A 14,128-nucleotide genomic window follows, 5' to 3' on the forward strand; every position below is an offset into this window, starting at 1 on the left:
GAAAAATCACCTTGCATGGTGATTGCCCGTCCAGAGCCGTGCCGTTGGGCCAGCGCATCACACGCCGAGATATTTGTGGATCTTGTCGGGATCTTCCTTGAGCTCATCCGCCGCAAGCGTTTCCACGCTGCGTCCATGCTCGATGAAGGCCACCTGATCGGCGACTGAAAGCACCGCATCCACACGCTGTTCGACCAGCACGACGGCAAGGCCCTCGCGTTTCATCTGAACAATCACGTTGCGGATCAATTCGATCATGGAAGGCTGCAGCCCCTCTGTCGGCTCATCAAGCAACAGCACCTTGGGTTTGAGGCACAGCGCGCGCGCGGTGGCGAGCATCTGCTGTTCGCCACCCGACAAAGTGCTGGCCTGCTGTGCCAACCGTTCGCGCAGCCTTGGAAAGAGCTCCAGCACCCATTCGCGCGTCTCGGCGCCTGAGCCGCAAGCCATCAATCCCATTTCGATGTTTTCGGCGACGGAAAGCTCAGCAAACAGGCGGCGCCCCTGAGGCACGTAGCCGATACGCTGTTTGGGGACTTCATGAGCCGGCAGCGTGCTGATCTCGCGTCCATCGAGCAAAATCTTCCCCTGAGACAAGGGCAGCAGCCCCATGATCGCCTTCATGGCCGTGGTCTTGCCCGCACCATTGCGGCCGAGCAGGCAGAGGATCTCGCCAGGCTTGGCCTCGAGATCGACGCCGAAAAGAACCTTCACCTTTCCATAGCTCACATGGATGTCTTCAATCTTCAGCATGAACGGTCCCCAGATACGCGGCCTGAACCTCGGCATTGGCTTTGATCTCGCTCGGAGAGCCGCTGGCCAGAATCTCGCCGAAGTTCAACACGGTGATGGCTTGTGCCGTTCGCATGACCACGTCCATGTTGTGCTCAATGAGAAGAATCGTGGTGCTCCCCTTCAAGCCGTTGATCAGATCGACGAACTCGGTGATTTCCGAATCCGCCAGTCCCTGTGTCGGTTCATCGAGGATGAACAGTTCCGGCTCCTGAACCAGGCCCATGGCGATTTCCAGAAGCCGCTGGTGGCCGTAGCTGAGATCACCGGCAATCTGATCGGCCCGGTCGGCGAGGCCGATTCGGGCAAGCACCGCATCGACCTTTGCAAGAATACCGGCCTCGTCGAGCCTGTGCTTGCGCCGTGCTGCCAGCGCCACGTTTTCGCGGGCTGGAAGGTTGGCAAAAACTGAGGTGATCTGAAAGGTGTAGGCGATGCCCATGGCAATGCGCTTGTGGGCCGGCAAGGCGCTGATGTCCTCTCCCTTGAAGATGACCTGACCGGCAGTTGCCGGAATGCGTCCGCACAGCATGCCGACGAATGTGGACTTGCCGGCTCCGTTGGGGCCGATAAGAGCCATGACCTGGCCTTCGGGAAGCTGGAAATCGATATCGGTATTGGCATGTATGCCACCGAAGACCTTGGTGAGTCCCTTGGTTTCGAGGATGGTTACGGCAGCCATTTCAGCCCCCTCCTTCGGATTTCCCCGACCAGGCCTTGCGGCGCAAACAGGCACAGGAGCACAAGCGCCAGACCGGCAATCAACATGTAGGCGTCGGTCACCGAGCTTGAGAGGTCGATCAGATAGAACATGAACAGCACTCCGATCAGCGGGCCGATGGTTGTGCCCGCACCGCCAAGCAGCACCCACAAGAGCGGGAAGATGGAATATTGCACCGTTGCAAAGGTTGCCCCGACATAACCAAACAGCAGCGCATAGGCTGCACCACCGATGCCCGACAGGGTGCCGGACACCAGGATTGCAATCAGTTTGAGGCGATGGGTGTCGTAGCCGAGCATCCGGGCGCGCTCTTCATTCTCGCGCACCGCGATCATGGCGCGGCCGAGGCGGGATTTCACCAGCGCGGCCGTTCCCAGCAGGCACAGGGAAAACAGGATCAATGCGGCCCAGAACCGGGTTGCCTCTCCGGACAGGTCGATGCCTGCGAGGGTGCGTTGCGCCGTGCTCAGCACAAAGCCTTCATCTCCGCGTGTGACTGCTCCGAAGTAGAGCACGGTGAGATAGCCCGCCTGAGCAAACATCAGCGTGACAATCATGAACGCCACTTCCTTGGTGCGCAGCGCCAGGAAGCCGATGATCAGCGAGGTGAGAAAGGCCGCCAAGGCTCCGAGCAGCAGCGCCAGCCCGGTGGGCAGCCCGCCATGATTTACCGCAAGCGCAAAACCGTACATGCCGGCGGAGAAGAACAGCGCATGGCCGAGGCTCAACAGCCCGGTGTAGCCAAACAGCATGTTGTAGCCGATAGCGTAGACGGCCAGAACCATGACGCGTGCCAGGACGCCCACATGGTAATCTGGAAGCACAAAAAAGGACGCTGCAAGTGCCGCAATGATCGCAATATGCAGGACGTAGGATTTCTGAATATCGGTCATGATGTCACTTCCCCATCAGTCCGCGGGGCCGGAACACCAGCACCATGCCGACGGCCAGTGTGGCGATGATCTTGGCCAGTGTTGGCGAGAAGAAGACCGAGATGATGCCGTCGGTCAGGCCGATCAGCACGGCAGCGATCACGGTGCCCGGCAGGCTGCCCAACCCGCCGATGATTACCACGACGAAGGACAGCAAGAGCGGATCATGCCCCATCAGGTAATGCGCCTGCTGCACCGGCACGACCAGCACCGCGCCAACGGCCGCAAGACCGGCACCCAGGCCGAAAACATAGGCAAAGACACGGTCCACCGGCACGCCAAAGGCTTGCGCCATCTCGCGGTCCTGCTGTGTTGCGCGCATGATCAGGCCGAAGCGCGTGCGTGTCATCAACAGCCAGATCCCTGACAAGACGGCCACTGCGGCGAAAATGATGAAAAGCTTGTAGCTGGTCACACTGAGCCCCCAGGGCCAGTACACCTGCCAGCCGGCCTCTGTGTGTTCCAGCCAGGGCAGGGCGATCACACTGTTGAACGGAGGCTCCACAGGCCGCGCGTCCGGGCCGAAGGTCATCAGTGTGGCCTGCTGGATGATGTAGAGAAGACCGATGGTGGCGACGATGGTTCGTTCGGGATTGTAATCGATCCGTTGCAGGATCAACCGGTCGGCCCCGGCGGCCAGCGCCCCCACGATCAGGGGCGCCAGCAGAATTGCCGCCACAAATCCAACGGCCGGATGGCTTCCAAAGAACGAGGCAATGGACCAGGCAAACACCGCGCCGAGCATGAAGAACTCGCCATGCGCGACATTCACGACGCGCATGACACCAAACACGATGCTGAGGCCGATGGCGGTCAAAGCCAGAATTGCAGCCGTGACCGCCCCTTCGAGTGTTGCGAGGAGCAAGTGGGGTCCAAATTCCATGCGCTTTACCTCGCTCGATGGAACGCACTCATCAGAGTGTCCGTTTCAGGTTTTCAGCCGGTGCTCAGAAGGACTGGGTCGTGTAATCGACCTCATCGGCATAGAGCGTGTCCTCAATCGAGGTCTGGTGGACCCGCACCAGCTTGCCGCTTTCGACACGCGAGATGTTCTGCTTGCCGAAGACCTGGTGGGTCTTTCCGTTGAACACCTTGTCACCCTGCGGATGGTCATCCGACAGCGGCATGTCGGTCATGGCCTCGACGGCTTCGATCAGACCGGAACGGTCGTTCGATCCCTGATATCCCGAGGCCTCCATACCCGCCTTGATGACCGCCAGGGTTTCCCAGACGCCAAACATATGGGCATAGGTCGAGACATCGCGGGCGTCGTCCAACGAAGCCCCGTTGGCATCGACGCCGACGGCGGCACGATAGGCTGCCTCATGGGAGGTCTGGTCCGGCTGAGCGTAGCGGCACATGCCTTCCCAGAAATAGGATCCCTCGAGGAATTCGAGGCCCGGGCTGGTGATGTCAACTGCCTCAAGGCTGTCGATGAATCCGAACAGCTGCGGGCCGCGGCCGCCGAAGAATTCGCCCATTTCACGCACAAAGGTCAGAACGGCTGGGCCCACCATGACGTGGTAAACCACATCGGTGTCGCGGGGAATGCTTGGGAAATAGCGGGTGAAGGATGTTTCTGTTGGCGGAACCGCGATCTGCTGGATCACTTCGCCGCCCTGTGCGGCAATGGCGGCGGTGAAGAAGTCACGGTGATCATGACCGAAGGCAAAATCCGGGTAGATCATGGTGACCTTCTTGCCCAGGTTCTCGGACACGAACGGGGCCATCGAAATCACCTGGCTCTTCACATCGGTGATACCGGGCTGCAGGGTGTAGCGATTGAGAGCGCCGCTGGCGACATGGTGGCCTTCCGAGACCACGAAATAGGGCATCTTCAACTCGCCCGCGCGCGGCGCGGAGCCGATGACGACATGGCTGAAGAGAGGGCCGAACACGGCATCGCAATTGTGGAGTGATGCGAAACGCTCAAGAACTTCGGCGCCGCGGCGGGGATCGGTTCCGTCGTCTTCGGCGATCATTTCGACTTCGCGACCGTTGATGCCGCCCATGTCGTTGATGCGGGATATGGCGGCGGTGGCGACCCGCTCATACCAGCGGCCATAGGCAGATCCGATGCCGGTACGGTGCACCTGAAAGCCGAGTTTGATGGGGCCGCTGCTTTGCGCATGAGCCATCCTGGCAATGCCGGGCATCAGCATTCCAGCGCCGGCAACACCTGCCGCTGCGCCCAGGGCGCCAAGCGCCTTGCGACGGGTGAAAGTCGTCGCGGATTGATCTTTCTCAGTCATGCAAACTCTCCCTTCTGGTTTTTGACGTACAGTTTATATTGTTAGCTTACTAATGATATGTCCAGCGTTTTTACGCCCCCCTCGGCGCGGCAAGAAGCCAGAGTCCGAAAAGCGTATAGAGCACCATGAAGACCCCGATCGGAATCTGGCTAAGGGCGGCGCGGCGCGCAGTTGCAAAGAGCTTCATCGCCACGGCATGGGACATCAGCACCGACAGAATGTGCCCGATGACGACAATTGTGGCCTGGGTAAGCCATATGACTTTCACACTGTCGGGTGTGTTCAAGAAGCCCGTTGTCACCCTGATATCGGCCAGTCCGAACAGGTTGGCGCCAGTTGCCAGCGGATCGCCCAGAACCGCCAGCAGATACTGGCCGTCGACCAGGAAGGAGATCATGAAATGAGAGATGTGATAGCCCAGAGCGATCGGCAGGACAGTCGGCGCGAAGCTGCGGAAGAGCAGCTCCAGGCTTAGCTGTTCCGTCTGCTGCGTGCTCAGGTTCGCCATTTTCTGGCCAGCCCAGACGGCCAGGAGCAGAACCGTGAACAGCGCAATGATGGCCAGTACAAGGCCGAGCAACGATGTTCCGATCACAGCCGAGCGTCCTGGAAATTCGAGCGGATTGACACCAATCCTCGCAAGCCACCAGAAGGTCTCCTTGAGCCCGTCGAAGCTGCCCATGGCGAGCACAACGAGAGAAAACGTCGCCAGGCTCAAGGGCAGGGGCGTGGATGGAACCAGCGCCCAGCCGGGGAATCCTGGAACTGCGCGTGGTCCATTGCCGAAGGGAGACACCCGCGAGATCAGATCAAACAGGATGGAAAATGCCTCGCCGCGGGCGAGCCATACCGGCCCGCCGAAAATCACCATGCATGCAAAGGTCAGCGCCCAATAGGTGATAACGAATCCGGCCAGCCGGTCTGGATCTTGCGGCGCCGGATCGACGATGTAGAATGCTGAAAAGGCGATGAAAAGCAAAAGTCCGGGGACTGCCCCCAAGCGTTCGGGAAGGGGCAGAAGCCCCTGCTGTTCAGGTCCGATCAGCAGCCTGTAGAGTCCGGACCAGGGATTGAGGCAACGCCAAAAATTCCCCAGCAACCCAGCCAGCGAAACCAGCATGACCCAGAACCCGATCCAGATCGTGAGCGGCAACAGATTGGTCAACGGATCCCGTGGTCCCGTAACCCCGACATAAATGATGATGGCCAGCGCCAGAAAGGACAACAGGCTCACGGCATCGCAAACATTTGCGGGCACTTGCGGCAGATGCCGCGTGCCCGGCTTGAACAGTCCCTGCACAATATGTTTCGGGGTCAGGGAGATCAGGATGATGGAGGCCACAACCGAAAGCACACCGGACGTGATGTAGTGCCCGGTCGGCAGCAGCAGCACCAGGCCCTGTTCCGACACATGCGCCATGGCCGGGGCTGGAAACAGCACCGCGAGCAAAACTGGCAACATACCGGTGATCAGTCCAGATGCGCGCCGGTTCAACATTTTGCACTTTCCAAGGGATGATATCTTGTTAGTGTACTATTGAATTTGCTGAAAAAGGAAATCCCATGCGCAAACTTGCGATACTCTTGGTCATTGTCATTGCAGGCGTCACCATAGCCCTGACGGGCGGATGGTTTGGCGAGCAGCCCGAACCGGTCACCCTGAGCAGCGTGACAGCCAGTCCGCTTCCCAATCAGCCCGGTGCGGCGCATGTGTATCTGACAATTGAAAACGGAACGCAGCCAAACCGGCTTGTGTCGGTCAGCTCCCCCGAGGCTGCCGAGGCGCGGTTTGCCGGGATGGCGATGGCAGAGCCGTTGGGGCTCCCCGCCGGCGGCAAGCCAAGCCTTTCGGCGGACGGGGTCTATATCGAGTTGTCGGGCATTGAGGGCGAATTGGTCGAGGGGCGCCTTATCCCGATCTCTCTGAAACTGGATCCAGCCGGTGACACCACGGCCATGGCGCGCGTGGGAAAACCTGTCGACCCGCATGCCGGGCACGCCATGATGGCCATGGGGGATATGCCAATGGAGCCTCTGCAGGGGGCTGGCAACATGCCGCCCGCGCTTGGACTGTCGGCGACCGTCGCTGATGCTGGCATCGTGGTGGACCTCGATATCAGCAATCTCACCTTTGACCCGGACAGCCCGAACCCGGTTCATGTGCCGGGCCATGGTCATGGGCATCTTTATCTCAACGGGCTCAAGCTGCAGCGGGTCTATTCGACCCATACGGAAATCGGTGCATTGCCGCCTGGGAGCTACACCCTCACAGTGTCGCTCAACACAAACACCCATCAGGCTTATGAGGATGAAAACGGTCCCGTGGCGGCCAGCGCAAACATCACCATAGATTAGGGCGCAGGGCCCCGGTGGCGGCAAGGAGGCTCCGTCCGGCGCCCGAAAACCCACCATGCCCATCGTCAACGGCGCAGATGACAGCAGCATTTGAGTGTCGCGCGCAGATCGGGCAGCCATGTCAGGCAGCAATTTCGCCGGCTGCGGCCTGATGAGCACCTGACGCCGTCAGAGCTGCAATCATATCATCATGACCTTCACCGCCGAACCGCGCGACCGCATCCGGCAAAAGCACGACATCAAACCCTTCCGAACGGGCGTCGAGCCCGGAAAAGCCAACACAGAACTCTTCAACGATGCCAGTCAGAAACAGCCGTTTGATGCCCAATTGACGGAAATACCCGGTCAGGCCAGTGGAGGTTTTGCGGTCATTCTCAAAGAACGCGGAATAGGAATCGATCTCCAGATTCGTGCCCTTGCGGATGATCATGCTGGCTTGGCTGGTGTCGAGCTCCGGATGAAACGCCGCTCCCTGCGACCCGGCAATGCAGTGATCCGGCCACAGGACCTGCGTCCCATAGGCCAGTTCGACTGTGTCAAACGGCGCTTTGCCCGCATGTGATGACGCGAAAGACTTGTGCCCGGCCGGATGCCAGTCTTGGGTCAGAACCACGGTGGAGAACCGCTTCTGAAGCCGGTTGATCGCCGGAATGATCCCGTCCGCCCCGGCGACAGCCAGGCTGCCGCCGGGACAGAAGTCATTCTGTACATCAATGATCAGGAGCGCGTCCGATGCCCCGATTTCAATGGTGTCCTGCATTGCATTCATTCCCCTTTTTTGCGGGCCGCGTTGATCGCGGTCTCCGTATTGATGTCGCTTGTCAGCGCAGTCCGTCCTTCCCTTCGGCCTCCGAGGCTTTCAGCCCGCCGACCCTTGGCAGTGGACGGCCACTGTCCGTGACTGCGACCGCAACCATGATTTCCCGCGCGCGCGGGGCGTCGTTCAGGCGCACTTCGACGCCATCGAAATGCGAGCGCACATAGGCTGCATCCTTGTGTCCAAGTGGAACGTCCAGATCCTGCCCGGGTCCGCCACGCTTCTTGGAAGAGGGCACAAGAGCGGCACCTTTCTCCACCGCCTTTCGCAGCGGCGCGCCCATGCTCGGGTGCAGCAGCGCGGCGGCATGCTCGAGTTCGCCATCCTCTCCCACCATGGCCGCCTTGCCATAGCTTTCAGCCTCTTCCGGCTTGATCCCGAGTGCTGCCACGGCGCGCGCGCCCAGCATGCCGCCCAATTCGGCGCCGATCTCCATCAATGGTGTGAGATCCTCGACATACTGGCCCGCGAAGGGGTTCTCGATGACAGCAACGGCCACGGCCTTGCGCGTTGGTGGGGAGATCTCACGGCCTATTTCCGTATGAGTTTCCTCAACAAAGGTGGCGATCTTTCTGATCCTGGCACTCATCGCAGACCGTCCTCTCCCTTGATTGCAGAGGCATCCAGTCCACCGGAACGCGAGTGGATGCGTGGCCCGGTTGTCATGACCAGAGCCACCAGCATCTCGTCACTTCGGGGGGCATCATTGAGCCCGATTTCCATCGAGTCGAAGTGGCTGCGCACATAGGATGCGTTGACATGGGTGACCGGCACATCGAGGCGTGCGCCCATGCCACCGATCTTCTTGGATGACGGCACGATGGCCTTGGTGCCCGACAGCACCTCGCGCATGGCATATCCGCCTGGTGCGTGCCAGAGCGCGCCATGCTCAAGCTCTCCAGCCGAACCAACCAGCGAGGCCTTGCCATAGCCTTCAACCCGCTCGGCACCGCCAAGTGCCTCGGCAAGTTTTTTCGCCATGTCGAGACCGAGCGGCCGGAGATCGTCCATGAACCACTGGATGTCCGGCTCATAGCGTCCGGCAAAGGGATTGGTGATTACGGCAATGGCGGCACCGCGCAGCAACGGCGTGTCAGGGGCCGGCCCGCCTTCATGGAAAATTTCCTCCACCACAAGGGCCCGCTTGCGTATCTTCAACTCAGTCATGAACGTCCTCCAGTATTCTGTGTTCGGCAAAGGCAGCGCCAGTGGTTGCCGATTGTCCTTGCAAAAACAATGCCGCGCCGAGAATCCGCCCGGCCTGTCTCATAGTCTCGGCCCGAGCCAGCCCCGCATCAAGCGCGCGGCGCTTATCGGGCAGGGAGAGCTGCGGCACGTGGGTGACAACCAGCCTCTCGCCCAGATCACTGTCGGGCTGAAGCTGGTCGGCCGGCTGCCGGCGAATGGATGAATTTCCAGGCAGATCCACAGCGTTTGCGATCAGTGTGGCTGCCGCATCGGCACTCGCGGCATCCCGGGCCACGACGGACACACTGTCGGCGATGCCGAGTGAGAAACTGCGGCCCCGCACACCGCTGGTGGCTATGCCGCCAATCGCGCTGGTTCCATCAAACTGCAGATCACCCAAAGACGCGCCATCGGCACCCGCCATGGCAACACGAAAGCTCTCATCCGGGGCCAGATGCACGGCGATATCGCCGCCATTGTTGACATAGGCCCGGCGCAAGGGCACCGCATCGCGCATCGCCGTCAGGATCTCGTCAGCGACAGAGCCCGCAACCGCAATCATCGGCGTGGCAAAGTCTTCTTGGGCGAAGGCGCGCGCGGCAGCATGCATGCGCCGGGCGATGGCTTCCTGCGGGAGGGTCGCAGATAGGGCTCGGCGCAATAGTGGCAGTTCGCTCACGAGCTCTTCAAGAACGGACCCAAACCGCAATGCAGCGGCCTCGAAGGCCGTCGAACGACAATCCGGTGCATCGCCATCAACACCAATGATCAGATCGATCGGCCCGTGCTGCAGGTGCAGTCTGTCGTCAAGATATGCTGCCACCGGCCCCTGCATTTGCATTCAGCCTCCCGAGGTCCAGCGGAAGTTCCGGCGCGCCATAGGATCGGAATCAGGATCGATTTGATCGACCCGCCGGACCTCTTGCGTCATCACCGCATCGACTGGCCGCACGCTTGCGGCATGTCCACCCAGGGCAAGATAATCGGCAAGCCGCATGGTGAACTCTATCGGTGCGACCAGCGCAGGCGTCGGCACATAGCCGAATGCATTCGACGGCATGTCCAGCACATTGGCCATCACCGTGATCCCGCCACCGGGCCAGACATAGGCATTGGCGCCGCCGCATGAAACATGGGTCAGCGACTCCTTGACCGAGTTCGTGAGCTTGACCGGGTTTTCCGTTACCCCGGAACGAAGCGATCCACCTGCGCCGCCCATGAACAGCACCGAACAGAGTGCCGGCTCACAGTTTTCGGCAATCCGGTCGACGGAGATCTGCAAATTGTCGGGCAGGGGTCTGGGCTGCGGGACGAGCTGATCATCCAGTTCGAAATAGCCATATTGCTCGCCGGTGGTCGACACCATCAGCAATCGCAGGCCGGGCCAGGCAATCTTGTCGTCTGAGGGCTTCAGGATCGACAGAGGGTCTTCGACATTGGTACCGCCCCAGCCGGTTCCGGGATCTGCGACCTGGAAATAGCGGCCCGGCGTGGAGCGACGGCCATTGATGCGGATTCCGGTTGGCGCAATATCAAGAAGCTTGCCCGCCTGGTGCTCGGAGAGAACACCGGTGATGTGATCATCGACCACGATGACCTCGTCGACTTTGCCCACCCATTGCGAGGCGAACATGCCGATGGTGGCCGATCCGCATCCCACGCGCATGCGTTCTTCAGTGACCCCGTCAACGATCGGCGGCTTGCCGGCTTGGACGACGACAGTTGTCCCATCATCGATCGCCAGTTCAACCGCCTCGCAATTGCAAAGCTTGAGCAGGACGTCGCAGGTGATCCGCCCTTCCTTCTTGCTGCCGCCCGTCAGATGTTCCACGCCGCCGAGCGACAGCATCCGCGAGCCGTATTCGGACGTCATGACATGGCCAACCGCTTCACCCTGATGGCGAACGATGGCCCGCTCATGGCCGAGGAAGCGGTCGGTGTCTATCTTCACCTTGACGCCGCAATAGCTGAAAATGCCCTCGGTCACGACCGTCACCATATCGGTCCCGGCGACCGCCTGGCTGACGATGAAGGGCGCGGGCTTGTAATCGGGATAGGTGGTGCCGGCGCCGACCGCGGTGACAAAGGGGCGGCTGGACGACACCAGATCGCCGTCCCAGTCCTGACCATTGCCGTCCTTGAGAAACGGAACCGCCTTGGCGCCACGTTCAGCTGCATTCTCGATGATTGTCAGCGGATCGAGCCGGATCAGCTCACCGTCATGATTGGCATAGCGATCACACGCGCCGGAACGGCCTTCGGCGATGTAACACAGCACCGGACAGGCGTCGCAGCGGATCTTTTGAGGTTGAAGAGCGGTTGACTCACTCATGATGCGGCTTTCCTGATCGCCGCCCGCAGCCGCGAAGGCGTCACCGGGACTTCGCGCATGCTGACACCGGTCGCATCTCGAATGGCATTGAGAAGCGCTGGAGCGGTTGGGATGAGAACATGTTCTCCAAGCCCCTTTGCTCCATATGGACCATGGGCGTCGGGCACCTCGATGATCAGGGTTTCGATTGGCGGCACATCGCCGATTGTCGGGATCAGGTAGTCATGCAGGTTCTCGCTGCGGCCAGGCAGGTACTCCTCCATCAGCGCCATGCCGAGACCTTGGGCAATCCCGCCATGCACCTGTCCTTCGACAAGCAGTGGATTGATGGCGCGGCCAACATCATGGGCCGCGACAAAACTCAGTGGTTTGACCGTGCCCAATGCGGTGTCGACCTCGACGATGGCGAGCTGTGCGGCATAGCCGAACTGTGCATAGGGCACGCCCTGTCCGTTCTCGTCGAGCGGCTTGGTTGGCGGGTCGTAGGTTTCCGCGACATCGAAGACATATCCGAGATCGCCGGCGGGCAATTTGCCGAGATCAATGCGATGGGTGCGGTCGCCGTCGTGGACGACCACCGCACCCGCGTCCAGCTTCAGGCTGGACTCCGGGGAAGCATTTGCTTGACGGAGGATGAGCGCGCGCAAGGCCTCGCCGCAGAGCTTGGCTGCATTGCCGGAGACGAAGGTCTGCCGCGACGCCGACGTCTTGCCGGCATCCGGCGTGATGTCGGTGTCGGCACCGATGATCTCGATCGCGGTGACCGGCAGGCCGAGCGCGCTTGAGAAGATCTGGCAGATGACCGTATTGGCCCCCTGTCCGATATCCATCGCGCCCTGGTGCAGCACAACACGTCCATCAGCCTTGACGCCGGCCCGTATGGTTGAGGGGTTGGGCAGAGATGTGTTGCCGCAGCCATACCAGCCGGCGGCGATCCCGACGCCGCGGCGCATGCTGCCGGTGGCCGCTGCATTGAATGCCTCAACCTCGGCGCGCGCCTTCAGCCATGCCGGGCGGAGCGCCTCGAGGCAGGCCTTTATGCCGACGCCCTGCTTGAACACCTGGCCGCAGACGGTCGGCATGTTGTCTTCAAGCGCATTGAGGATCCGGAACTCAAGCGGGTCGATCCCGAGCTTGGCGGCAAGCTCGTCAAACAGCGCTTCCTGGGCGATCGCGGATTGCGGCACGCCGAAGCCGCGAAAGGCGCCCGAAGGCGGGCAATGGGTGTGCACCCCGTTGGATTCCGCGCGGTAATCCTCGATCCGGTAGGGTCCGGAAGCATGAACCGGAACCCGGTTGGCAACCGTCGGCCCCCAGGATGCATAGGCCCCGGTGTTGAACGCGCCAAAGAAATCAAACCCGCTGATCCGGCCATCGGATTTCGCGCCGATCCGCAGCGTGATTTCCGCGGGATGACGCTTGGTGGAGGACTGCATGGATTCGCTGCGGCTGTAGGTCAGGCGGACTGGCTTGCCGGTCTTGAGCGCACCCAGTGCCAGATAGGGTTGCACCGAGATGTCGAGCTTGGCACCAAAGCCGCCGCCGACACCGGTTGGGACGATCCGGATACGGCTGCTGTCCATCCCCAGGATGATCTCCATAGCCTCCCGGTCCATGACCGGCGCCTGGGTGCAGGCATGGATTTCAACCCTGCCATCGACAAGTTGTGCAAAGCCCGCTTCGGGCTCGATGTAAGCATGTTCGACGAAGCCGGTGCGGAAACTGCCTTCGACATGGACATCGGCAGCTGCCAGCGCCGCCGCGGCATCGCCCGTTTTCACCAGGCCTGCGCACATCAGGTTTCCGGCGCGGCCGGGATGCAGCTCCGGCGCTCCCGCGGTGCGGGCCTCGGACACGGAAGCAACGCTTTCGAGTTCGGTCCAGATGACCGGAAAGTTCTCCGGTTTGAAGGCCCGGATCGCTTCCGGCGTTCCAACCACTGCTGCCACGGCCTCGCCGCGAAAGCGGGCCTCGGTTTCTGCAAAGACCGGCTGGTCGGCAAAGGCGGGAATGACGCCAAAACAGTTCTTTCCCGGAACATCGGCCGCAGTCAGGATGGTTGCGATCCCAATCTGGTCTGCAAGCCAGGCATCGAGGTTGTCAAAACGGAAGGCCGCGCGCGCAAACGGCGAGCGGATGACGGCGATCTCCAGCGTGCCCTGCGGGGCCACATCGTCGCCGAAGGCCTCGCGTCCCGATACCTTGGCCCAGCCGTCGAGTTTGCGAATCGAACTTCCCACATTCCCGTCGCCCTTCAGCGTTGCGGGAACATCGGCCACGGCGTCGATGATCTTGCGGTATCCGGTGCAGCGGCACAGCACGCCGCCGAGCGCTTCCTGGATTTGGATTTCATCCGGTTGGGGAATATCGCGCAGCAGAGCGACCGCGGCGACGATCATGCCCGGGGTGCAGATGCCGCACTGTGCGGCGCCATGATTCTGGAAACTCTCGGCAAGCCGCCGGGCATCGGCATCGGTTTCCACCAGGCCTGCCACGGTTTCCACCCGCTGCCCGTCTGCCTGTTCGGCAGAAACCAGACAGGCGCAGACATTCTCGCCATTGAGAAGCACCGAGCAGGCGCCGCAATCACCTGCGTTGCAGCCGATCTTGATGTCGCGCGCACCAAGCTGCTCGCGCAGGACCTGCGACAGCCGCAGGCCTTGTGCGGTTTGGAGCACAACGTCCTGACCATTGAGGGTGAAGGCGAGCTTGGAGCCTGAAACCGTTCCGTGCATGATT

13 protein-coding genes are annotated in these 14,128 nt (G+C 61.1%); 1 reads left to right on the top strand and 12 read right to left on the bottom strand.

Annotated features, from left to right (window positions below; all coding sequences use genetic code 11):
- Positions 1-57: 57 nt before the first annotated feature.
- From HPDFL43_RS05805 to HPDFL43_RS05830, 6 genes are all read right to left on the bottom strand, one after another.
- A complete protein-coding gene (locus tag HPDFL43_RS05805; RefSeq protein ID WP_007196347.1) occupies positions 58-753 on the bottom strand; it encodes an ABC transporter ATP-binding protein in 696 nt (231 codons plus the stop codon).
- A complete protein-coding gene (locus HPDFL43_RS05810; RefSeq protein ID WP_007196348.1) occupies positions 740-1,474 on the bottom strand; it encodes an ABC transporter ATP-binding protein in 735 nt (244 codons plus the stop codon). The genes HPDFL43_RS05805 and HPDFL43_RS05810 overlap by 14 nt, the downstream gene beginning before the upstream one ends.
- Positions 1,462-2,406 carry a branched-chain amino acid ABC transporter permease gene (locus HPDFL43_RS05815; RefSeq protein WP_007196349.1) on the bottom strand — a complete coding sequence of 315 codons (945 nt, stop codon included), beginning with the start codon at positions 2,404-2,406 and terminating at the stop codon, positions 1,462-1,464. The genes HPDFL43_RS05810 and HPDFL43_RS05815 overlap by 13 nt, the downstream gene beginning before the upstream one ends.
- 4 nt (positions 2,407-2,410) lie before the next feature.
- Complete coding sequence (locus HPDFL43_RS05820; protein ID WP_007196350.1) at positions 2,411-3,328, bottom strand: branched-chain amino acid ABC transporter permease; 918 nt, start codon at positions 3,326-3,328, stop codon at positions 2,411-2,413.
- A gap of 64 nt (positions 3,329-3,392) precedes the next feature.
- The gene (locus HPDFL43_RS05825) at positions 3,393-4,697 is read right to left on the bottom strand and encodes an ABC transporter substrate-binding protein (protein WP_007196351.1); all 1,305 of its coding nucleotides are present in this window, start codon (positions 4,695-4,697) and stop codon (positions 3,393-3,395) included.
- A 70-nt stretch (positions 4,698-4,767) separates the two neighbouring features.
- The gene (locus HPDFL43_RS05830) at positions 4,768-6,195 is read right to left on the bottom strand and encodes a hypothetical protein (protein WP_007196352.1); all 1,428 of its coding nucleotides are present in this window, start codon (positions 6,193-6,195) and stop codon (positions 4,768-4,770) included.
- 65 nt (positions 6,196-6,260) lie between these two features.
- Here HPDFL43_RS05830 and HPDFL43_RS21285 point away from each other — a divergent pair, with 65 nt between their 5' ends.
- Positions 6,261-7,052, top strand: a complete 792-nt coding sequence (locus tag HPDFL43_RS21285) for a copper chaperone PCu(A)C domain-containing protein (protein WP_007196353.1) — start codon at positions 6,261-6,263, stop codon at positions 7,050-7,052.
- Between the two features lie 121 nt (positions 7,053-7,173).
- Here HPDFL43_RS21285 and pncA read toward each other — a convergent pair whose 3' ends face one another.
- From pncA to HPDFL43_RS05865, 6 genes are read right to left on the bottom strand one after another with little or no spacing between them, the layout of a single operon-like run.
- Positions 7,174-7,821, bottom strand: coding sequence for a bifunctional nicotinamidase/pyrazinamidase (gene pncA / locus HPDFL43_RS05840; protein ID WP_007196354.1), 648 nt, complete (start codon positions 7,819-7,821; stop codon positions 7,174-7,176).
- A 52-nt stretch (positions 7,822-7,873) separates the two neighbouring features.
- Positions 7,874-8,458, bottom strand: a complete 585-nt coding sequence (locus HPDFL43_RS05845; RefSeq protein ID WP_007196355.1) for an amino acid synthesis family protein — start codon at positions 8,456-8,458, stop codon at positions 7,874-7,876.
- Positions 8,455-9,036 (bottom strand): amino acid synthesis family protein, encoded by a 582-nt coding sequence (locus HPDFL43_RS05850; protein WP_007196356.1) that lies wholly within the window; start codon positions 9,034-9,036, stop codon positions 8,455-8,457. The genes HPDFL43_RS05845 and HPDFL43_RS05850 overlap by 4 nt, the downstream gene beginning before the upstream one ends.
- Complete coding sequence (locus HPDFL43_RS05855) at positions 9,029-9,892, bottom strand: UPF0280 family protein (RefSeq protein WP_040449744.1); 864 nt, start codon at positions 9,890-9,892, stop codon at positions 9,029-9,031. The genes HPDFL43_RS05850 and HPDFL43_RS05855 overlap by 8 nt, the downstream gene beginning before the upstream one ends.
- Before the next feature lie 6 nt (positions 9,893-9,898).
- Positions 9,899-11,389 carry a hypothetical protein gene (locus HPDFL43_RS05860; RefSeq protein WP_007196358.1) on the bottom strand — a complete coding sequence of 497 codons (1,491 nt, stop codon included), beginning with the start codon at positions 11,387-11,389 and terminating at the stop codon, positions 9,899-9,901.
- Positions 11,386-14,124: a molybdopterin-dependent oxidoreductase gene (locus HPDFL43_RS05865; protein WP_007196359.1), complete on the bottom strand. Its 2,739-nt coding sequence runs from the start codon at positions 14,122-14,124 to the stop codon at positions 11,386-11,388. The genes HPDFL43_RS05860 and HPDFL43_RS05865 overlap by 4 nt, the downstream gene beginning before the upstream one ends.
- Between the last annotated feature and the right edge of the window lie 4 nt (positions 14,125-14,128).

It is taken from the genome of Hoeflea phototrophica DFL-43 (genome assembly GCF_000154705.2).
GTDB classification, from domain to species: domain Bacteria; phylum Pseudomonadota; class Alphaproteobacteria; order Rhizobiales; family Rhizobiaceae; genus Hoeflea; species Hoeflea phototrophica.

Bases quoted from the DNA above. Each gene is read 5' to 3' on its own strand.
- HPDFL43_RS05805 (WP_007196347.1), bottom strand. From the start codon at position 753: ATGCTGAAGATTGAAGACATCCATGTGAGCTATGGAAAGGTGAAGGTT.
- HPDFL43_RS05810 (WP_007196348.1), bottom strand. From the start codon at position 1,474: ATGGCTGCCGTAACCATCCTCGAAACCAAGGGACTCACCAAGGTCTTC.
- HPDFL43_RS05815 (WP_007196349.1), bottom strand. From the start codon at position 2,406: ATGACCGATATTCAGAAATCCTACGTCCTGCATATTGCGATCATTGCG.
- HPDFL43_RS05820 (WP_007196350.1), bottom strand. From the start codon at position 3,328: ATGGAATTTGGACCCCACTTGCTCCTCGCAACACTCGAAGGGGCGGTC.
- HPDFL43_RS05825 (WP_007196351.1), bottom strand. From the start codon at position 4,697: ATGACTGAGAAAGATCAATCCGCGACGACTTTCACCCGTCGCAAGGCG.
- HPDFL43_RS05830 (WP_007196352.1), bottom strand. From the start codon at position 6,195: ATGTTGAACCGGCGCGCATCTGGACTGATCACCGGTATGTTGCCAGTT.
- HPDFL43_RS21285 (WP_007196353.1), top strand. From the start codon at position 6,261: ATGCGCAAACTTGCGATACTCTTGGTCATTGTCATTGCAGGCGTCACC.
- pncA (WP_007196354.1), bottom strand. From the start codon at position 7,821: ATGAATGCAATGCAGGACACCATTGAAATCGGGGCATCGGACGCGCTC.
- HPDFL43_RS05845 (WP_007196355.1), bottom strand. From the start codon at position 8,458: ATGAGTGCCAGGATCAGAAAGATCGCCACCTTTGTTGAGGAAACTCAT.
- HPDFL43_RS05850 (WP_007196356.1), bottom strand. From the start codon at position 9,036: ATGACTGAGTTGAAGATACGCAAGCGGGCCCTTGTGGTGGAGGAAATT.
- HPDFL43_RS05855 (WP_040449744.1), bottom strand. From the start codon at position 9,892: ATGCAGGGGCCGGTGGCAGCATATCTTGACGACAGACTGCACCTGCAG.
- HPDFL43_RS05860 (WP_007196358.1), bottom strand. From the start codon at position 11,389: ATGAGTGAGTCAACCGCTCTTCAACCTCAAAAGATCCGCTGCGACGCC.
- HPDFL43_RS05865 (WP_007196359.1), bottom strand. From the start codon at position 14,124: ATGCACGGAACGGTTTCAGGCTCCAAGCTCGCCTTCACCCTCAATGGT.